The 19,282-nt window shown below is 72.6% G+C and carries 22 protein-coding genes; 13 read left to right on the forward strand and 9 right to left on the reverse strand.

Annotated features, from left to right (window positions below; all coding sequences use genetic code 11):
* Positions 1 to 82 precede the first annotated feature (82 nt).
* The 9 genes from DAE25_RS03735 to DAE25_RS03775 all read left to right on the forward strand — a co-directional run bounded on the left by DAE25_RS03735 (position 83) and on the right by DAE25_RS03775 (position 6,335).
* Positions 83 to 481 carry a DUF302 domain-containing protein gene (locus DAE25_RS03735; RefSeq protein ID WP_107764828.1) on the forward strand — a complete coding sequence of 133 codons (399 nt, stop codon included), beginning with the start codon at positions 83 to 85 and terminating at the stop codon, positions 479 to 481.
* Entirely contained in the window at positions 481 to 744 is a 264-nt protein-coding gene (locus DAE25_RS03740; RefSeq protein WP_056886412.1) for a metal-sensitive transcriptional regulator, read from the forward strand. The genes DAE25_RS03735 and DAE25_RS03740 overlap by 1 nt, the downstream gene beginning before the upstream one ends.
* A 94-nt stretch (positions 745 to 838) precedes the next feature.
* The gene (locus tag DAE25_RS03745; RefSeq protein WP_234410821.1) at positions 839 to 1,486 is read left to right on the forward strand and encodes an ArsR/SmtB family transcription factor; all 648 of its coding nucleotides are present in this window, start codon (positions 839 to 841) and stop codon (positions 1,484 to 1,486) included.
* Positions 1,483 to 1,962, forward strand: coding sequence for a hypothetical protein (locus DAE25_RS03750; RefSeq protein WP_199907401.1), 480 nt, complete (start codon positions 1,483 to 1,485; stop codon positions 1,960 to 1,962). The genes DAE25_RS03745 and DAE25_RS03750 overlap by 4 nt, the downstream gene beginning before the upstream one ends.
* Positions 1,963 to 1,999: 37 nt before the next feature.
* Positions 2,000 to 2,674, forward strand: a complete 675-nt coding sequence (locus tag DAE25_RS03755) for a DsbA family protein (RefSeq protein ID WP_234410822.1) — start codon at positions 2,000 to 2,002, stop codon at positions 2,672 to 2,674.
* Positions 2,671 to 3,513 (forward strand): cytochrome c biogenesis CcdA family protein, encoded by an 843-nt coding sequence (locus DAE25_RS03760; RefSeq protein ID WP_107764832.1) that lies wholly within the window; start codon positions 2,671 to 2,673, stop codon positions 3,511 to 3,513. The genes DAE25_RS03755 and DAE25_RS03760 overlap by 4 nt, the downstream gene beginning before the upstream one ends.
* Before the next feature lie 90 nt (positions 3,514 to 3,603).
* Entirely contained in the window at positions 3,604 to 3,966 is a 363-nt protein-coding gene (gene trxA / locus DAE25_RS03765; RefSeq protein WP_107764833.1) for a thioredoxin, read from the forward strand.
* Between the two features lie 25 nt (positions 3,967 to 3,991).
* Positions 3,992 to 5,251, forward strand: a complete 1,260-nt coding sequence (locus DAE25_RS03770) for an MFS transporter (RefSeq protein ID WP_107764834.1) — start codon at positions 3,992 to 3,994, stop codon at positions 5,249 to 5,251.
* A gap of 145 nt (positions 5,252 to 5,396) precedes the next feature.
* A complete protein-coding gene (locus DAE25_RS03775) occupies positions 5,397 to 6,335 on the forward strand; it encodes a DUF1353 domain-containing protein (protein WP_107764835.1) in 939 nt (312 codons plus the stop codon).
* Positions 6,336 to 6,361: 26 nt separating this feature from the next.
* Here the strand turns inward: DAE25_RS03775 and DAE25_RS03780 are convergent, their stop codons facing one another.
* The 4 genes from DAE25_RS03780 to DAE25_RS03795 all read right to left on the reverse strand — a co-directional run bounded on the left by DAE25_RS03780 (position 6,362) and on the right by DAE25_RS03795 (position 8,699).
* Entirely contained in the window at positions 6,362 to 6,739 is a 378-nt protein-coding gene (locus DAE25_RS03780; RefSeq protein ID WP_107764836.1) for a hypothetical protein, read from the reverse strand.
* Positions 6,740 to 6,845: 106 nt separating this feature from the next.
* Positions 6,846 to 7,589, reverse strand: a complete 744-nt coding sequence (gene trhA, locus DAE25_RS03785) for a PAQR family membrane homeostasis protein TrhA (RefSeq protein WP_056886418.1) — start codon at positions 7,587 to 7,589, stop codon at positions 6,846 to 6,848.
* Positions 7,590 to 7,659: 70 nt separating this feature from the next.
* The gene (locus tag DAE25_RS03790; protein WP_107764837.1) at positions 7,660 to 8,145 is read right to left on the reverse strand and encodes a DUF421 domain-containing protein; all 486 of its coding nucleotides are present in this window, start codon (positions 8,143 to 8,145) and stop codon (positions 7,660 to 7,662) included.
* Positions 8,145 to 8,699 (reverse strand): hypothetical protein, encoded by a 555-nt coding sequence (locus DAE25_RS03795; protein WP_159083554.1) that lies wholly within the window; start codon positions 8,697 to 8,699, stop codon positions 8,145 to 8,147. Before DAE25_RS03795 ends, DAE25_RS03790 begins: the two co-directional genes overlap by 1 nt.
* Before the next feature lie 34 nt (positions 8,700 to 8,733).
* Here DAE25_RS03795 and DAE25_RS03800 point away from each other — a divergent pair, with 34 nt between their 5' ends.
* From DAE25_RS03800 to DAE25_RS03810, 3 genes are all read left to right on the forward strand, one after another.
* Positions 8,734 to 9,513, forward strand: a complete 780-nt coding sequence (locus DAE25_RS03800; protein WP_107764839.1) for an isoprenyl transferase — start codon at positions 8,734 to 8,736, stop codon at positions 9,511 to 9,513.
* A gap of 299 nt (positions 9,514 to 9,812) precedes the next feature.
* Positions 9,813 to 11,132 carry a PhoH family protein gene (locus DAE25_RS03805; RefSeq protein ID WP_107764840.1) on the forward strand — a complete coding sequence of 440 codons (1,320 nt, stop codon included), beginning with the start codon at positions 9,813 to 9,815 and terminating at the stop codon, positions 11,130 to 11,132.
* A gap of 305 nt (positions 11,133 to 11,437) precedes the next feature.
* Positions 11,438 to 12,130 (forward strand): aggregation-promoting factor C-terminal-like domain-containing protein, encoded by a 693-nt coding sequence (locus DAE25_RS03810; RefSeq protein WP_234410823.1) that lies wholly within the window; start codon positions 11,438 to 11,440, stop codon positions 12,128 to 12,130.
* 7 nt (positions 12,131 to 12,137) lie between these two features.
* Here DAE25_RS03810 and DAE25_RS03815 read toward each other — a convergent pair whose 3' ends face one another.
* From DAE25_RS03815 to DAE25_RS03835, 5 genes are all read right to left on the reverse strand, one after another.
* Positions 12,138 to 12,842 carry a class I SAM-dependent methyltransferase gene (locus DAE25_RS03815; RefSeq protein WP_159083555.1) on the reverse strand — a complete coding sequence of 235 codons (705 nt, stop codon included), beginning with the start codon at positions 12,840 to 12,842 and terminating at the stop codon, positions 12,138 to 12,140.
* Entirely contained in the window at positions 12,839 to 14,221 is a 1,383-nt protein-coding gene (locus tag DAE25_RS03820; protein ID WP_107764841.1) for a class II fumarate hydratase, read from the reverse strand. Before DAE25_RS03820 ends, DAE25_RS03815 begins: the two co-directional genes overlap by 4 nt.
* 93 nt (positions 14,222 to 14,314) lie before the next feature.
* Complete coding sequence (locus DAE25_RS03825; RefSeq protein ID WP_107764842.1) at positions 14,315 to 15,097, reverse strand: hypothetical protein; 783 nt, start codon at positions 15,095 to 15,097, stop codon at positions 14,315 to 14,317.
* Positions 15,094 to 15,603, reverse strand: coding sequence for a SigE family RNA polymerase sigma factor (locus DAE25_RS03830; RefSeq protein WP_107764843.1), 510 nt, complete (start codon positions 15,601 to 15,603; stop codon positions 15,094 to 15,096). The genes DAE25_RS03825 and DAE25_RS03830 overlap by 4 nt, the downstream gene beginning before the upstream one ends.
* Before the next feature lie 41 nt (positions 15,604 to 15,644).
* Positions 15,645 to 16,352 carry a spermidine synthase gene (locus tag DAE25_RS03835; protein ID WP_199907402.1) on the reverse strand — a complete coding sequence of 236 codons (708 nt, stop codon included), beginning with the start codon at positions 16,350 to 16,352 and terminating at the stop codon, positions 15,645 to 15,647.
* A gap of 114 nt (positions 16,353 to 16,466) precedes the next feature.
* Here DAE25_RS03835 and DAE25_RS03840 point away from each other — a divergent pair, with 114 nt between their 5' ends.
* On the forward strand, positions 16,467 to 19,277 hold the full coding sequence (locus tag DAE25_RS03840) for an FAD-dependent oxidoreductase (protein WP_199907403.1): 2,811 nt from the start codon (positions 16,467 to 16,469) through the stop codon (positions 19,275 to 19,277).
* Positions 19,278 to 19,282: the final 5 nt, after the last annotated feature.

Below are 19,282 nucleotides of genomic sequence, written 5' to 3' on the forward strand. Positions count from 1 at the left end.
GGTATGTACGATGAATGCAAAACACCCCCGGGGGTATTCCACCGTCCTAGGGGAATCGACGGATCGAGGAGATGATCGGCGGATGGACTACACGCTGAGCACGACACTGGCCCTGCCGTACGACGACGCGGTCGCCGCGACGAGGGAGGCGCTGGCCGACCAGGGATTCGGCATCCTCACGGAGATCGACCTGGCGGCCACCATGAAGGCCAAGCTCGACGTGGAGCTGCCGGCCCAGGTGATCCTGGGCGCGTGCCGCCCGCCCCTCGCCTACGAAGCGATCCAGGTCGACCCCTCGATCGCCGCCGTGCTGCCCTGCAACGTGGTGGTCCGGTCGATAGACGAGGGCACCACGGTCGTGGAGGCCTTCGACCCGGCCGTCATGATGGGGATGTCCGACCAGCCCGCCCTCGGTCGCGTTGCCACGGACGCCCGCCAGCGCATCACCGCGGCACTCGCCGCGCTCACCCAGGAGGACTGATGGAGCTCGACCCCACCGAGATGACCCCCGTCATCAACCGCATCAAGCGGGCCCAGGGCCAGCTGGCCGGCGTGCTGCGCCTGCTCGAGGAGGGGCGCGACTGCGAGGACGTCGTCACCCAGCTCGCCGCCGTGTCCAAGGCGCTGGACCGGGCCGGCTTCGCCATCGTGGCCAGCGGACTCCAGCAGTGCCTGACGGCCGGCGACGGCATCGACGGCGTGGACGTCAAGAAGATGGAGAAGCTCTTCCTGTCCCTCGCCTGAGGGAGGGGTGGTCGGCCGGGTCCGGCCACCCATGTCCTACGATCCTCCAAAGATCTTTGGAGGAATGGTGGACAGAGACGATCGCAGGTCCCGCGTGTTCGACGAGCTGGCCGTCGTGGGCAAGGCCTTCGGCAGCGCCAAGCGACTCGAGCTCGTCGAGCTGCTCGCTCAGGGTGAACGCACCGTCGAAGCGCTGGCGCGCGCTGCCGACATGGGCGTCAGCACCGCATCGGCGCACCTGCAGGTGCTCAAGCTGGCCAACCTGGTCGCCACCCGGCGTGAGGGGACCAAGGTCCACTACCGCCTGGCCGGCGACGACGTGGCCCGGCTGTACGCCGCGATGCGTGCCGTGGCCCGGGAGCGTTCCGCCGACGTCGGTCGCGCCCTGGACGCCTACCTGAACATCCCCGGCTCCGACGAGGTCGGGCTGGTCGGCCGCGACGAGCTCCAGGGGCTGCTGGGGTCGGGCGCGATCACGCTGCTGGACGTGCGTCCTCGCGAGGAGTTCCTCGCTGGGCACATCCCCGGCGCCCGGAGTGTGCCGCTGGGGACCCTCGCCGACGAGGCGGGTGGCCTGCGCGGGGCGCCGTCGGTCGTCGCCTACTGTCGCGGCAGCTTCTGCGTGATGGCGCACGACGCTGTCCGCCTCCTCGGTGGCGAGGGGGTCGAGGCGCGGCGACTCGAGGACGGCATGCTCGAGTGGCGCTCGGCCGGACTCCCCGTCCTGGAGGGTGTCGCGTGAGGGCGGTGATGGGCGTCCTGGTCGCCTGGCCCGCCCGCCGCTGGCTGGTCGCGCTGGCCGCGACCGCGGTCTTCGTCCTGCTCGTGGCGGTGCCGACCGACCTGGTCGACACCCCGGTGTTCGGGCGCGAGATCCCACCGACGTGGTGGGCGTGGCCGGCGCTGCTGGTGTCCTCGCTGCTCGGGGGACTCCTCACCGCGACGTACGTGCGAGCCCCGTCCCAGCCCGACCGCGCCTCGAGCCGCCGCGGTGGGTGGGTCGGTGGCCTGCTCACCTACTTCGCCGTGGGCTGTCCGGTGTGCAACAAGCTCGTCCTCCTTGCCCTCGGCAGCGCCGGTGCGATCACGTGGTTCGAGCCGTTCCAGCCCGTTCTCCAGGGCGTTGCCGTCCTGGTCCTGCTCTGGGCGCTGCGCAGCCGGCTGCTCGGAGAGCTGTCCTGTCCCACCACCGAGTCCGGAGTCCTCGCCCGTGCCTGATCGCCGCAAGAGTCCCGTTGTCCCTCTCGTCATCGCCGTGATCGCCGCGGTCGCGCTGGCCGTGGTCCTCGTCCGGGGAGGTGATGAGGAGGCCGCGAAGGAGGGCGCCGCCACCGGTTCGGCGCCCGCGTCCACGTCGACGGCGCCACCCGAGACATGGGAGCAGCTCGTGCGCAGGGACCCCGACGACCCGATGGCGCTCGGTGACGTGGACGCGCCGGTCGTGATGATCGCCTACTCCGAGTTCCAGTGCCCGTTCTGCGGCAAGTTCGCCCGCGACACCGAGCCCGCACTGGTGGAGAAGTACGTCGAGGACGGGACGCTGCGCATCGAGTGGCGCGACTTCCCCTACCTCGGCCCGGAGTCGTCCCTGGCTGCGCAGGGTGGTCGTGCCGCCGCCGCGCAGGACCGGTTCTGGGAGTTCGAGGAGGCCATGTACGCCGACCAGCTGCCCCCCAACAGCGGCAGGCTGGACGAGGGCCACCTCGTCTCGGTCGCCGAGAAGATCGGTCTCGACGTCGACAGGTTCCGTGAGGACCTCGCCTCCCCAGACGTCGAGAGGGCCGTCGAGGAGGACTTCGCGGAGGGCCAGGCCATCGGGGTGACCGGCACGCCGGCGTTCGTGGTCAACGGAGTCCCGGTGATCGGCGCGCAGCCCACCGAGGTCTTCGAGCAGACGATCGAGAAGGCGGCCGAGGACGCGGGATCGTGAGCGAGGTGGGAGTGCTGGCCGCCTTCGCGGCCGGGATCCTGGCGCTGCTGTCACCGTGCAGCGCGCTGCTGCTGCCCTCGTTCTTCGCCTATGCCTTCGCCAGTGGCCGCGCGCTGGTCGCGCGTACCTTCGTCTTCTACGTCGGCCTGCTGGTGACCCTGGTGCCGCTCGGCACGGGAGCCAGTGCGGCGTCATCCCTCTTCTACGGCCACCGTCCGCTGCTCATCGCGATCGCGGGGTGGGCGATCATCGCCCTCGGTGTGCTGCAGCTGCTCGGTCGAGGTTTCGCGGTGCCGGGTGCCCGGCGGCTCCAGTCCCTCGTCGCCTCGCGCGGGGACGACGGATGGCTCTCCACGCTGCTCCTCGGCGCCGTCTACGGACTCGCCGGATTCTGCTCGGGTCCGGTCCTGGGTGCGATCCTGACCGTGGCGGCCACCCAGGAGTCCCCGTGGCAGGGCGGCGCGCTGCTGGCGGTGTACGCCCTCGGCATGGCGGCCCCGCTACTGCTCCTGGCGGCGGCCTGGGACCGCTTCGACCTCGGCAGTCGCCGCTGGTTGCGTGGTCGCACGCTGGCAGTCGGCGCCCTCCGCGTGCACACCACGTCGCTGGTGGCCGGCCTGCTCTTCATCGCTGTCGGAGTCGTGTTCCTCCGCTACGACGGCACGGCAGGGCTGACGGGTTCGCTGGGAATGGGCGACCTCACCGATGTCGAGTACGCCGCGCAACAGGCCGTCACCGAGTGGGCGGCGTACCTCCCTTCCTGGGTCCTCCCCCTGGCCGTGGCGCTCGTCGCCGGTGTGGTGGCCTGGCGCCGCCGCACCCCGCGAACGCCAGCTTGAAAATACCCCCGGGGGTATCTAGTCTTGAAGAAACCCCCGGGGTCGGGTGCCACATCCGACATCCACCCCGGCCGACCGAAGGAGGACCCCTTGGCAACCATCGCTCTCGGCGCCGACAACTTCGAGGCCACCATCACCTCGCACGACATGGTCATCGTCGACTTCTGGGCATCGTGGTGCGGCCCGTGCCGCAACTTCGCGCCCGTGTTCGAGGCGGCCTCCGAGGCCCACCCGGACCTGGTGTTCGGCAAGGTCGACACCGAGGCCGAGCAGGCCCTGTCCGCTGCTGCCCAGATCAGCTCCATCCCGACGTTGATGGCCTTCAAGGACGGCAAGCTCGTCTTCTCCCAGCCGGGCGCGCTGCCTGCGGCCGCCCTCGAGCAGCTCATCGAGGGCATCCGGGGCCTGGACATGGCCCAGCTGGCCGCCGACGGCGCTCCGCAGAGCGCCTGATGGAGCCCCGCCACCTCACCCGTCCGTGAGGGCCACGGACGCGCCGCCCACCCTCGGCCTGCGCCAGAACGCCGCCCAGTTCACCCTGCTGGTCGTGGTCAACGCGCTGGTCGGGGGCATGCTCGGGCAGGAACGCACCGTCGTACCACTGCTCGGCGCGGAGGAGTTCGGGCTCACCGGTTACACCGCCGGGCTCACCTTCATCCTCGTCTTCGGCCTCTCCAAGGCGGTCGCCAACTACCTGGCGGGCACCTGGGGGGACCGGTACGGGCGCAAGCCCGTCCTGGTGGCGGGCTGGCTCATCGCCGTGCCCGTCCCGCTGCTGCTCATCTGGGCCCCGAGCTGGGGCTGGGTGGTCGCGGCCAACGTGCTGCTCGGCCTCTCGCAGGGACTCACGTGGTCGACGACCGTGGTGATGAAGATCGACCTCGTCGGCCCGCAGCGGCGCGGCTTCGCGATGGGGCTCAACGAGGCGGCCGGCTACGGCGCGGTCGCGGTCACCGCGCTGGCCACCGGCTACCTCGCCGAGGCCTACGGCCTGCGGCCGGCGCCGTTCCTCCTCGGTGCCGCCTTCGCCGCCCTGGGCCTGGGGTTGTCGACGCTGGCGGTCCGCGAGACCAGGGAGCACGTCCGCCTCGAGACGGCGACCCACGTGGCCCGCGGGGACGGCCGGCACGACCACCTGCACGACGAGCTGACCGACCGGCAGGTCTTCGTGCAGACGAGCTTCCGCGAGCCGGCGCTCTCCTCCGCGAGCCAGGCCGGGCTGGTCAACAACCTCAACGACGGACTCGCCTGGGGGCTCTTCCCGGTGATGTTCGCCGCCGCCGGGCTCACCGTCGATCGCATCGGCGTGCTCGCCGCCCTCTACCCGGCGGTGTGGGGGATCGGCCAGCTGGTGACCGGCGCGCTGTCGGACCGGGTCGGTCGCAAGTGGATGATCGCGGGCGGGATGTGGGTCCAGGCCCTCGCCCTCGGACTGATGGCGGCCGGCGGGTCCTTCGCCGCCTGGGCGGTCGCGGCCGCCCTCCTCGGGGCCGGCACGGCGATGGTCTACCCGACGCTCCTCGCCGCCATCGGCGACGTGGCGCACCCGGCCTGGCGCGGCCGGGCGGTCGGCATCTACCGCCTGTGGCGCGACGGCGGCTTCGCCGTGGGTGCCCTCACCGCCGGCCTCGTCGCCGACGCCTGGGAGATCGACGCGGCCGTGTGGACGGTCGCCGTCCTCACCGCCCTCTCCGGTGGTCTGGTCGCGGTGCGGATGTACGAGACCCACGTGGCCTGACCGGCGAGCAGCGTCGCCACGCCCGCCGGGCGCGTAGACACGCGGACACAACCCCGGGGGTGACCGCCCGGCCCCGTGTGCGGCCGGACCGCCGGGGCAGTTGTGTCCGCGTGTCTACGTCGGTGGTCGGTGCCAGAGTGGACCCATGTCCGAGAGCCGGCCCGTCACCACGGGGGAGCAGGTGCGCCCGCAGCCCCGCCGCTTCTACGACGGCGGGGTGCTGCCGGTCGGTGACCGGATCGGGCTGCCGCCCGACCCCGCGCACGACCCGCGGATCGTGCTCGAGCGCCACCTCGAGGACGGTCTCGAGGTCTTCAGCCTCGAGCGGCGCATCGCCTACGACGACCGCCACCTCGGCGAGATCCTGGTGCCGGCCACCACCGACTTCCGCACCGACCTGACCTCGACCCCGGTGCTCTTCACCTGGCTGGTGCCCAAGACCGGGGCGCACCTGCCGGCCGCGTTGGTCCACGACGCCCTCGTCGCGGGCGGCGGCGAGCCGTCCTACGACTCGACCGAGGGTCACACCATCGACCGGGTGGACGCGGACCGCGTCTTCCGCGACGCCATGGCCGACACCGGCACGGGCGTCGTCCGGCGGTGGATCGTGTGGACCGCGGTGACTGCCGCGACGATCTTCGTCCCCGGGGGGCTGCCCCGCTCGTCGGGGTGGTCACCCGCGGTGCGGTGGGCGCACCGCGTCGGCGCCGGGACGTCGATCGCGGCGATCCTCCTCCTCGGCTACTGGTCCACCGCCGACCTGGTCGACCGGAGCTGGCCGCTCGCGCGGGAGGTGCCGTGGATGGGGGAGGGGGCGTGGTGGCTCGAGCTCCTCGGCGGGGTGTCCGGCGCGATCGTCCTCCCGCTGGTGCTCGGCCTGCTCTGGGGCCGCTTCCGGATCGCCGGCGCGATCGCCGGGGTGATGCTGGCGGTGCTGCTGCACGTGACGCTGGGGCTGGCCGCGGTGCTGGCGGCCTACCAGCTGCTCGAGCGACTGGCCTCCCGTGCGCCGCGGCTCGCCATCGCGCTCGCGGTGGCGGTCGTCCTCGCGGCGGTCGTCGTCTTCGCGCTCACGGTCTCCTGACTGCGCGCGGGCGTGGTCGGCAGGACCTACCGCGCGGTGAGGCCGACCTCGGCGAGCCAGCGGGCGGCGAAGGTGCCCCGCGGCAGGTCCTGGGTCACCAGCTCGACCCCGGTGTGGAACGCCACGACCAGCAGCCCCAGCGCGCCTGCACCCACCACGAGTCCACGGACCCGCTGCGGCACCCAGTCACGGGCGGTGCGGGAGGCCTCGTGCGCCCGGTGCCACCAGCCGCTGACGGACGCGGTGACCACGGCCGAGACGATGCTCGCGAAGACCGCGCCGAGCACGGTCCCGACCAGCCCGAGGCGGGAGCTGAGCACGGTCGCCGCGGCGGCCGCCACGGCGCCGGCGACCACCTGGGGGAGGGAGAGGTCGAGGGAGTGCTTCTGGGTGGGTTCGGTCATCACATCAGCCGGGTCGGGGACGGGTCTTCCCCCGTACGACGCCCTGCGAGGGCGTCGTGTTCCCGGACGTGAGCGGACTCACCCGTGCACACTGCGTCTGGGGGCGTCAGCGCAGCGAGTAGGTGGCGACCGAGACGCCGACGTAGTGCGTGACGAACGCGAGGATCGTGAAGGTGTGGAACACCTCGTGGAAGCCGAACCACTGGGGCCACGGGTTGGGCCGCTTGGTGCCGTAGACGACCCCGCCGATCGTGTAGAGGGCGCCACCGACCGCCACCAGCACCATGACGGCGGTGCCGGTGCTGGCGCCGTACCGGTCCATGGCGCCGCTCACGAAGTCGCCGAAGAAGAAGACAGGGGCCCAGCCGAGGGCGATGTAGATCGGCGCGGAGAGGGCGCGGGGAGCGCCCTTCCAGAAGACCTTCATCAGGACGCCGGCCAGCGCACCGCCCCACACCACGCCGAGCATCGTCCACATGTCGCGGCCCTCCAGCAGCAGCAGCGCGAAGGGCGTGCAGGAGCCGGCGATGAGCACGAAGATGTTGGAGTGGTCGAAGCGCTTGAGCATCGAGTGGGTGCCCGGCGACCAGGTGCCGCGGTGGTAGACCGCGGAGACGGTGAAGAGGACCAGCGCGGAGGCCGCGAAGACGGCCGACCCGATCCGGGTGGTGGCGTCGGGGGAGAGCGCGATCAGGACGATGCCTGCAGCGAGCGCGAGGGGAGCGGTGGCGAGGTGGAGCCAGCCACGCAGGTGCGGCTTGGCCTCGGCGAGCGCCTCGTGGATCGCCTCCGTCGCGCCGTCGACGCGCTCGTGGAGCCCGTCGAGCCGGTGGCGGAGTAGGTCGTTCATGTCACGAAACTACCCGTAGGCACCTCGAGAGTCACGGTCACGGGACCGAGGTCACCCCCAGGGGGCCTCCTCAGGCGATCTCGTGGTCGTCCGGCGAGCCGTCCCGCTGGTCCTCCTCGCCCCGGGTGAAGAAGGAGAACGAGCCGTCGGTCTCGAGCACGCAGAGCTCGATGTCGCTGAGGCGGCGGATGCCCTGCTGGCGAGCGGCCTCGTGGACGTCCTGGATCGTCATCCGCTCCCCGGACAGGGTCTCGAGCAACGGCTCCCCGTCGCGTACGACGATGCGTGCACGGCCGGCGAGCCACGGACGGAAGCCCGGATAGCGGAAGGCCAGCGAGTTGAGGACCATGCCCGCCACCGCGAAGGTGGCCACGGCGATGACCGCGGCGGTCACCGAGTAGTCCTCCTGGAGGATGCCCTGGCTCACCAGGTCGCCGACGGTGATGAGCAGGATCATGTCGAACGCGGACAGCTGCGCGACCTCGCGCTTGCCGCCGACACGGACGATGAGCCACAGGAACAGGAAGATCGCGAGGGACCTGATCAGGATGTCCATCAGGGCATCCTCCAGCTCGTGAAGGAGGTCGAGATGACCGCCTCGTCCTCGACGAGCACGCTGACCTGGCAGTCGTCGGTCTCGCCGAACTGCCCCGGCGACACGCGGGCGTCGAGGCTGATCTCGATCGTGGTGCCGGTCGGCGGCGGGTCGAACTCGTAGATGATCCAGGGCGGCACGGTCGTCTCGGCCGCGGGGTTGGGATACCAGTTCTGGAAGTCGAGGTCGTTGAAGAACTCGTCGCAGAACCGCACCTGCACGGTGTCGCCGAAGCCCATGCTGGCGTCCACGGTCACGTGCAGGGGTGCGGGCTGCCCGGCCCGGGTGACCTGCGGATACTCCACCGCGAGGGTGTAACCGCCGTTCTGCGCGGTGACGTCGCCCTGGCGCGGGCCGAGGAGGTCGAAGGCGGAGAGCAAGACGACGAGCACCAGCAGCGCCACGCCTGCGCGTCGGAACCAGCGGCCCCGACGGCGAGGTGGGGTGTCGCGCAGGCCGGCGGTGGTCTCGTCGATCCCGACCAGGGACACGTCGGTGTCGGAAGCATCAGGCACGGCGACACCCTAGGGCCCGGTTACCATCGGTCACGTGGCGAAGTTGAAGGACGCGGTGCGTCGGGTGCTCTACCCGGCCTACGAGCACCGGGTCGTGAAGTTCCTCCCGGCTGACCGCATCCCCCAGCACGTCGGCCTCATGCTCGACGGCAACCGGCGCTGGGCCAAGGCCGTCGGCCTCGACACTGCGGGCGGCTACCAGGCCGGCGCCGACAACATCTTCCCGCTGCTCGGCTGGTGCGAGGAGGTGGGCGTCAAGGTCGTGACGCTGTGGCTGCTCTCCAGCGACAACCTCACCAACCGCCCGCCCGAGCAGATGGCCGGCCTCCTCCAGATCATCGAGGGGGCGGTCGAGTCGCTCGCGGCCACCGGCCGCTGGCGCATCCACCCGGTGGGCGCCCTCGACCTGCTCCCGGCCAGCACCGCGCAGAAGCTCAAGGACGCCGAGGAGGCCACCCGCGACGTCGACGGGATCCTGGTCAACATCGCGGTCGGCTACGGCGGGCGGCGCGAGATCGCGGACGCCGTGCGCTCCCTGCTCCACGAACACGCCGCGCGCGGCACCTCCCTGGAGGAGCTGGCCGACGTCATCGACGTCGAGCACATCTCCGACCACCTCTACACCAAGGGCCAGCCCGACCCCGACCTCGTGATCCGCACGTCGGGGGAGCAGCGCCTCGGCGGCTTCCTGCTGTGGCAGTCGGCGCACTCGGAGTTCTACTTCTGCGAGGCGCTGTGGCCCGACTTCCGCCGCGTCGACTTCCTGCGGGCCATCCGCGCGTACGCCGAGCGCGAGCGCCGCTTCGGTTCCTGAGGCGCGAGGAGCGGAGCTCCGAGCCTCGAAGGGTGGTTCCTGAGGTGCGAGGAGCGGAGCTCCGAGCCTCGAAGGGCGGGTCCTGGGCGCGGTAACACAGCGTTCATCCCGCGTTCGGGCGTGTCGCCCGAATTCGGCCTTGGCCGGGCGTACTTTCGGCCTCATCGGCAGGTGGGGAAGCCTGCTGAATCGGGAGGCAGCTGTGGGAGTCACGCACCACTTCGAGGAGCCGTCCGGTCCATGAGTTGAACTGGACCGGGTGTGGTGCGTCGCGCCGGTCCGATAGGGGTAGGCACTCCGTGAGCTCGAACAAGCAGGTCAGCCAGAACCGCACGTATGTCCTCGACACCAGCGTCCTGCTGGCCGATCCCGGCGCCCTGCGCCGCTTCGCGGAGCACGAGGTGGTCCTCCCGGTGGTCGTCATCACCGAGCTCGAGGGCAAGCGCCACCACCCGGAGCTCGGGTTCTTCGCACGCACCGCGTTGCGGAGCCTCGACGAGCTGCGCATCCAGCACGGCCGGCTCGACGAGCCCGTGCCGGTCGGGGACGAGGGCGGCAGCGTGCGTGTCGAGCTCAACCACACCGACCCGGCCTCGCTGCCGTCGGGCTTCCGCCTCGGCGACAACGACACCCGGATCCTCGCGGTGGCCCGCAACCTCGCCAACGAGGGGCACCAGGTCACGCTGGTCTCCAAGGACCTGCCGCTGCGCATCAAGGCCTCGGCGGTCGGGCTCGACGCCGAGGAGTACCGCGCGGAGGCGATCAGCGACTCCGACACCGGCTACACCGGCATGGCCGAGCTCGAGGTGACCTCCACCGAGCTCGACGAGCTGTACGACGACGGGGTCATCGACCTCGCCGAGGCGCGCGACCTGCCGTGCCACAACGGCCTCGTTCTCCTCTCCGACCGGGGCACCGCGCTGGGTCGCGTCGGTCCCGACAAGCAGGTGCACCTGGTCCGCGGCGACCGCGAGGCCTTCGGCATCCACGGTCGCTCCGCCGAGCAGCGCATCGCCCTCGAGATGCTCCTCGACCCGGAGGTCGGGATCGTCTCGCTGGGCGGCCGGGCCGGCACCGGCAAGTCCGCCCTCGCGCTGTGCGCCGGACTGGAGGCCACCCTCGAGCGCGGCCAGCACAAGAAGGTCGTCGTCTTCCGGCCGCTCTTCGCCGTCGGCGGACAGGAGCTCGGCTACCTGCCGGGGTCGGAGTCGGAGAAGATGTCGCCCTGGGGCCAGGCGGTGTTCGACACCCTCGGCGCCCTCACCACGCCCGACGTCATCGACGAGGTGATGGACCGCGGGATGCTCGAGGTGCTGCCGCTCACGCACATCCGCGGCCGCTCCCTCCACGACGCGTTCGTCATCGTCGACGAGGCCCAGTCGCTGGAGCGCAACGTGCTCCTGACGGTGCTGTCGCGGATCGGGGCCAACTCCAAGGTGGTGCTGACCCACGACGTCGCGCAGCGCGACAACCTGCGCGTCGGACGCCACGACGGCATCGTGGCGGTGATCGACAAGCTCAAGGGCCACCCGCTCTTCGCGCACGTGACCCTGACCCGGTCCGAGCGGTCGCCCATCGCAGCGCTGGTCACCGAGATGCTGGAGAACGTCGTCCTCTGACCCCCGTCGAGGTCGGGTACGCCGACCCGGCTGGCGCCCACGTCCCGGGCGCGAGCCGGGTCGTCGTGCTCCGTGGCATCCCTCACCTGCCAGCCTTTCCGGTGTGGCCGGCGTGGCTCGTGTGACCCCCGTGACTCCTGTGGCGGGGGATGTGGTGGAAAATGCCACGAGTTTCGTCGTTCGGTTTGCATGGGCCTCCGCACTCCTGCATGGTGGCCCGTGATCGTTTCGTGATCTTCACACCCTGTCGCAGCCCGTTCCCCCCTGATTCCTGACGGGCGCGACATCGTCCTGACCTCTACCCCGTGAGCTCCCCTGTGCCCCTGACACCCGCGTCGAAGCCCGAGAAGTACGTCCCCCGACACCGCGCCCCCGGCAAGCACAAGGCGACCCGTTCGCTGCCTGCCCGGATGGTGCGCACCTCCGTGGTGCTCACCGGCGTCGCGGCCGCCGTGACCGGCGTCAGCGTGTCCGGCGGCGTCCTCGGCTCCCCGGCCGGCACCGCCGCGGCCGACCTGGCCTCGGCGGCCGTCGGTGGCGTCACGGTGGCCTCCGCGGACTCCGACCCGAGCGCCCTCGAGCGCCGCGAGTCCGTCGTACCCGTGTCCCGCTCGGACCGCCGGGGTGCGACCGACGCGACCAAGCGCGCGGCGTTGTCGGTGGCCGAGGGGCCGGCCGTCACCCGCACCGAGGACCTCTCGAGCGCCGACCCGCGCGACATCGCCCGGGCGCTGCTGCCGGAGTTCGGCTTCGACTCCTCGCAGTTCAGCTGCCTCGACTCCCTCTACATGAGCGAGTCCGGCTGGAGCACCACCGCCGACAACCCGACCTCCTCGGCCTACGGCATCCCGCAAGCGCTCACCGAGCTGCACGACCTGCCGTCGGACTACATGACGTCGGCCGAGTCGCAGATCCGCTGGGGCCTCGGCTACATCCAGGACACCTACGGCACGCCGTGCAACGCCTGGTCCTTCAAGGCCGGCAACAACTGGTACTGACCGGGCGTCAGCGGGCCTCGAAGACCGTGACCGCCCCGGCGTACTCGCGCCCACCCTCGAACTCCGGCAGCACGAGGCCGTCGCCGGTCGAGTCGAGGTAGGCCTGGGCGCTGGCGTGGTCGGGGAAGACCGCGCGCGTCTCGAGGTCGTGGCGGCGTACGTCGGCGAAGCGGCGCCGCAGCACGGACTCGCCGGTCTCGCTGCTGAACTGGCTGCCCGCCACCCGGCCGCCGGCGTCCTTGTGCAGGTCGGCGAGGTGGTCCTGGCCGTTGGTGACGGAGACGAACGTGCCGCCCGGGCGCAGCACCCGGCGGACCTCGTTGAGCGCCCGCTCGAGGTCGCGCACGTGGTAGAGCATCCAGCCCGCGTAGACCACGTCGAAGGAGGCGTCCTCGAACGGCAGGTAGCAGATGTCGGCCTGCCGGGCGTCGACGCCACGGGCCGCGGTGAGGTCGACGAACCGAGGCGAGAAGTCGGTCGCCACCAGGGTGACCCCGGGGAGGCCGTGGATCCGCTCGGCCATCACGCCCGTGCCGCAGCCCACCTCGAGGACGCGGGCGTCGCCGACCAGGGCGCGGTCGATGGCGCGCAGCGCCTCGGTCTCGGGGTCGAGGCCGTCGGCGGTGGGCTGCCACACGGACCGGCGGGTCTCGAGGTGGTCCTCGGTGGCGTACTGGGTGCGGACGTGGTCCGGGTCGTCGAGCTGGTTCACGGGCGGGTCATCCGATCCACGTCGAGGGCGTCGTCGAGCTGCTGCTCGGTGAGGTCGCCGCGGTCGACGTACCCCATCGAGAGCACAGTCTCGCGGATGGTGGTGCCGTCCTTCATCGCCTGCTTGGCGATCTTCGCCGCCTGCTCGTAGCCGACGTGCTTGTTGAGCGGCGTGACGACGGACGGCGACGACTCGGCGTACGCCCGCATCCGGTCGACGTCGGCGGTGATCCCGTCGACACAGCGCTGCGCCAGGACGGTCGAGGAGGTCGACAGGAGGCGGATCGACTCGAGGAGGTTGCGCGCCATCACGGGCATCATCACGTTGAGCTCGAAGCTGCCGGCGGCGCCGGCCCAGGCGACGGTCGCGTCGTTGCCGACCACCTGCGCGCAGACCATCAGCGTGGCCTCGGGCAGGACCGGGTTGACCTTGCCGGGCATGATGCTCGACCCGGGCTGCAGGTCGGGGAGGTGGATCTCGGCGAGGCCGGTCGTGGGGCCCGACGACATCCACCGCAGGTCGTTGCAGATCTTGGTGAGGCCGACGGCGTAGGTGCGCAGCGCACCGCTGAGCTCGACGAGCGAGTCGCGGGTCCCCTGCGCCTCGAAGTGGTTGCGCGCCTCGGTGAAGTCCTGCCCGGTGTCGGCCGAGAGCCGGTCGATGACCGCGGCGGCGAAGCCGGGCGGGGTGTTGATGCCGGTGCCCACCGCGGTGCCGCCGAGGGGGAGCTCTCGGACGCGGGGGAGGACCGCCTCGAGGCGCTCGGCGGCGTAGCGCACGGTCGCGGCGTACCCGCCCATCTCCTGGCCGAGCATCACCGGGGTGGCGTCCATCAGGTGCGTGCGGCCGGATTTCACGACCCTGGCGAACTCGTCGGCCTTGGCCTCGAACGAGGTGGCGAGCACGTCGAGCGCCGGGAGCAGGTCCTCGACCACGGCCAGCGTCGCCGCGACGTGGATCGACGTGGGGAAGGTGTCGTTGCTGCTCTGCGAGGCGTTGACGTGGTCGTTGGGGTGGACCTCGACGCCGGCGCGCCCGGCGAGCGAGGCGAGCACCTCGTTGGTGTTCATGTTGGAGCTGGTGCCCGACCCGGTCTGGAAGACGTCGAGCGGGAAGTGGTCGTCGTGCTCCCCGGTCGCCACCGCGGCGGCGGCGTCGGCGATCGCGCCCGCCTGCTCGGCGGTGATGACCCCGAGGTCGCCGTTGACCCGCGCGGCCGCCCCCTTGACGAGGGCGAGCGCCTGGACGTGGCGGCGCTCGAGGGTGGTCCCGCTGATCGGGAAGTTGTCGATCGCGCGCTGGGTCTGGGCCCGCCACAGGGCGTCGGCCGGGACCTCGACCTCGCCCATGGAGTCGTGCTCGGTGCGTGTCTGGCTCATGGCCCCGACGCTACCCCCGGGCCGGGGTGGGTCGTCCCACCCCGGGGGGCCACCCGGGGCGCCGCCCGGGCGCACCGCCCGGCAGGGTGTCGATCATCCGCCGTGGACGACCTCGCCGTCGATGCGCAGTGACACCAGCGCCCCGCCACCCGCGGGCCAGGACGCGTCCCACTGCCCGGCGACGTGGAAGACGGTCCACCCCGGGACCAGGTCGCGGTTCTCGATGGTGCCGTACCAGGTGCCCGGCTGGCTCTGCCACGAGACCTCGGTGGCGTCCTCGGCGAGGCCCACGATGCTGTACGACGCGCCGTCCGGCCCCTGACGCCGCCCGCCGCCCACGAGCTGGAGGGGTTCCCCTCCCGGGCGCAGGGGGAGCGCCAGGCGCTGGAGGTCGCCGTCGACGACGAAGCCGGTCGCGACGACGACCTCGGAGCCGGGGGACGGGCGCACGGCGTAGAAGACCTCGTCCGTGCCGTTGGCGAGGGCGGCGACGGCCCAGGGCTCGCCCACCACCTCCCCGGTCTCGGGGACGGCGTCGCGAGGGCAGCCGAGCACGCCGCAGCCCCGCCCGATGAGCTCCGGGGCCGCGTCGGTGAGCTGGTCGACCGGCGCTGTCCGGTCCTCGGTCACCGAGGGCGTGGTGGTCGCGGGAGCCGGGGCCGGCGTGGGCGTGACGCCGGCACCGCCGTGGGTGGCGACGAGCGCCGCCGGCACCCCCAGCGCTCCGACGACGGCCAGGGCGGCCACGCCGTGGACGGCCCGGCGGCGGCGCTCCAGCCGCCGACCGGCGCTCCGGATCGCACCGAGGTCGGGGGAGCGGGTGGAGGTCGGCTCGAGGGCCACGAGCAGGGCGAGGTCGTCGTCGGTGCGGGTCATCGGTGCTCCTGGGTGGTCGTCGTGGCGTGGGCCGAACGCAGGCGGGCGAGGGCGCGGGACGCCGTGCTCTTCACCGTGCCGACCGAGACGCCCAGCTCGCGGGCGACCTCCTGCTCGGAGGTGTCGAGGTAGTAGCGCAGCACGACGATGGAGCGTTCGCGGGGTGACAACGGCGCCAGTAGGGCGGTCAGCTCGCTGCGCTGGTCGGCCCGGTCGATGGGTCCGGCCGCCCGGTCGTCGGCGTCGTGTGCCGCGTGGTCGACCGGGATCGGCGTACGTCGCCGGGTGCTGTCGATGTAGCCGTTGACCAGCGCCCGGTGGACGTAGGAGTAGGCCGACTCGGTGCGGATCCGCCCCCAGCCCGCGTAGCAGCGGGCGAGCGCCGACTGCACCAGGTCCTCCGCCTCGTGGGAGTCGTGGCTGAGCAGGTAGGCCGCCCGCCGCAGCCGTGGCCACGCGGCGGCCACGAACTCCTCGAACTCGCGGTCCCGGTCTCCTCGACCCATGCGGTCCCCCTCGTGCCCTTGCCCGTCGTCGTCACCCGTCCCTACGCGGGCGAGGCCTCCGGGGTTGAGCGACGGGCGACGTAGAGGAAGTACTGCTCGGGGCGGTCCTGCAGCAGGACGTCGTACGCGCGCTCCTCGGCGGCACCGAAGACGTCCTCCAGCGCGGCGAGGAGCTCGGGGGAGCGGGCCGCCGACCAGACCACCAGGACTCCCCGGTCGTGGAGGACGTCGCGGCAGCGGCCCAGGAAGTCGCGGCCGTAGACGTCCGCGTTGCCGTCGTGGACCAGGTAGCCCGGGCCGTTGTCGACGTCGAGCAGCAGCAGGTCGTGGGTGTCGCGGGCCTCCGCGATCGCCATCAGGATGTCGGCGTTGACGATCCTGACCCGCTGGTCGGCGAGCAGGGCCGGCCCGTGCGGGACCGTGCCGTCGCGCATCCAGCCGACGAGCGACTCCTCGATCTCGACGACCGTGGCGCGCTCGACGCGGACGTCGGCCAGGATGCGCTGGAGGGTGAAGCCCAGGCCGAGCCCGCCGATCACCACGTCGCGCGGGTCGTCGACGAGGTCGAGCGCCACGCCCGCCAGCTCGATCTCGGTGCTCGTCTCGAGGGTGTCCATCACGAAGACCCCGTTGACGCGCAGCTCGACGACGTCGGCAGCGCCGGGGTTGCTGCGCCGGCGCAGCACGAGCTCGCCGCGAGGGGACTCGGCGCGGGCGATCTCGGCGGAGGTGGTGGTGTCTCCAGGCATGCGCACCATCCTGCCTGCCCGGGCCGCCGATCCGGTCGCGGGACCTCGCCGTGTCCATTCGCCCATCCCGCGATGTGGAAAGTAGAGTGAGTCAATCGTCTAAGGAGGTATGTCGTGGTGCTGGGTTCTCCGGGGTCGGGTCGCCCCCAGGTCGTGGTCATCGGCGGCGGTGCCGCGGGTGCGCTGGTGGCGCTCCACCTCGCGCGCACCGCGCACCAGCGCGGGACCGGGGTCGACGTGGTGGTCGTGGACCCCGCGGACCGCCCCGGCCGGGGCACCGCGTTCGGCACGACCGACGACGCGCACCTCCTCAACGTGCCGGCTGCGGGCATGACCGCACTGCCGCAGGACCCCGGCCACTTCGTGGCCTGGCGGGCCCGTCAGGAGCACGCCACCGGGGTCGAGCCGGGGACCTTCGCACCACGTCGTCAGTACGCCCGCTACCTCGACGAGACGCTCACCGACGCCTTCGACCTGGCGGCCGCCACCGCCTCGCTGCGCCACGTCCGGGCCGGGGCCGTCGGCGTACGACGCCACGCGGGTGGGACCACCGTGCTGCTGGACGACGGGCACGACCTGGCCGCCGATGCGGTGGTCGTCGCCACCGGCCTGCCGGCCGCGGGTCACGACTGGGCGCCGCCGGGCCTCACCGGCTCGCCGTTCTTCGTGCCGGACCCGTGGGCGCCCGGCGCGCTGGACGTCGTACGCCGCGACCGCGTCGGCGCCGGTGACGTGCTGGTCGTCGGGGCCGGCCTCACCATGGTCGACGTCGTCCTCTCCCTGACCCGGCCCGGCGGCCGTGAGGACCGGCGCGTGCTCGCCGTGTCGCGCACCGGCGAGATGCCCGCGCGGCACGCCGACGAGCTCCAGCTGGCCGCGATCCCCGACGTCGACGACTGGGGCTCCACGCTGGCCGGGCTGCGGGCCAGCGTCGCCGAGCACGTGGAGCGGGTGCGGGCCACCGGCGGCGACTGGCGACCGGCGATGGACGGGCTGCGCTTCCGGGTCAGCGAGCTGTGGCAGCGGCTGTCCGAGGAGGATCGTGCCGAGTTCCTGGCCACCGACGCCGGCGACTGGAACCGGGTCCGACACCGGATGCCGCCCACCTCGGCTGCGGTGCTCCGCGAGCTGGCGACCGCCGACCGGCTGCGCCACCTCGCCGGCACGGTCGCCGACGCGGCGCCGCTCACCGGTGGCGGGCTGCGGGTGACCCTCGCCGACGACTCGACCCACGAGGTCGGCTGGGTGGTCAACTGCACCGGCCCCGCCCTCGACGTACGACGCCTCGGCAACCCCGTGCTCGACGACCTCCTCACCGTGCGCGGCGGCGTCTCCCTGGCGCAGCCGGCCACCGCCGGGATGGGCTTCCGGACCCGCGACGGACGGCTTCTCGACTCGACCGGTCGGGCGGACGCACCGGTGTGGACACTGGGTGCGCTGCGGCGCGGGGAGCTCTGGGAGTCGACCGCGGTCCCCGAGATCCGCAGCCAGGCGCTCGGCCTGGCGGTCGACGTGCTCGACGCAGTCGCCCCGATGCCGCGCCGCCTCGAGGACGGCCGGCTGGTCAGCGGCCACCACCCCGTCGCCCGTCCTCGCGACCCCCTCGGCCTGCCGCTGTCGGCGACGGCGGAGGCGGCGGCGCGCTACAACGCCGGTCTGGAGCGGGTGATGCGCCTCCAGTCCGGCGGCGAGGAGCTGCTGCGCGAGGCGGCGTCGCTCGACCCCGACTTCGCGCTGGCCCATGCCGCGCTGGCGATGCTCGGCCACGAGGCCGGGGCGTCGACCGACGTGGCCGGCTCGTTGCAGGCCGCCCGTCGTGCCGTCCTGAAGCGGGGCGACGAGCGCGAGCGCAGCCTGGTGGACGTCATCGGCCGCCGGGTCGACGACGCCCGCCACGGGGGCGCGACCGCGCTGATGAACCACATCGCCCACCACCCGCGCGACGTGCTGGCCGTGTCGGCGGCGGTACCGACGATCGCGTTCTCCGGGGTCACCGACATCCAGCAGGAGGCCTGGGACCTGGTCGACGGGCTCGCCCCGGCGTACGGCGACCACTGGTGGTACATCTCGCTGCTCGCCTTCACCCGGCAGGACCAGGGTCGCTTCGACGAGGCCGGGCTGCTCGCGGAGAGCGCGCTGTTCTGCGAGCCCTCCTCGGGCCACGCGGTGCACGCGCAGACGCACGTGATGTACGAGACCGGCAAGCACGAGGGCGGGCGGGTGTGGCTCGACCACTGGGTGGCCGAGTGCGGTCGCTCGGCCTCGCACCGGGCTCACTTCTCCTGGCACGCGGCGCTGCACGACCTGGCCATCGGCGACACCGAGGCGGTCCGGCAGCGCTACTACAGCCAGCTCGCCCCGCCGGCGGTCACCGGGGTCCGCTCGCTCATCGACTCGGCCTCGCTGCTCTGGCGCTGGCGGATCACCACCGCCGACTGGGACGCCGCCGCGGGCTCGCAGGCCTTCCCCCACGAGGTCGCCCCGCCACCGGTGGAGTGCGTGCTCGAGGCGGCCGGGGCAGACCTGATCGACCGACCCGAGACACCGTTCGTGGCGATGCACTCGGCGCTCGCGCTGGCCGCCGCCGGCGACCTCTCCCGTCTGGCCCGGCTCCGCGACCACTGCCGGTCGGCGTCCGACCCGGCGATCCGGGCGACCGGCGCGGCACTCTGCGACGCGCTCCTCGCCGCCGGCCAGCAGCAGTGGACCCGGGCCGCGGAGATCCTCACCGATCTCCTGCCCACGCTCGTGCGCGTCGGTGGCTCGGCCGCCCAGCGCGAGGTCGTTGAGGAGACCCTCCTCTTCGCCCTCGTCAGCTCGGGACAGCCGGAGCCCGCCCTGGCGGTCCTCGACTCCCGCCTCGACCGGCGCCCCTCGCCGCTCGACGCCCATCGCCGGGGCTCCCTCGTCGTCGCCCCGGTCTGACGCGG

The organism is Nocardioides terrigena (assembly GCF_003047265.1).
Classification (GTDB): domain Bacteria; phylum Actinomycetota; class Actinomycetes; order Propionibacteriales; family Nocardioidaceae; genus Nocardioides; species Nocardioides terrigena.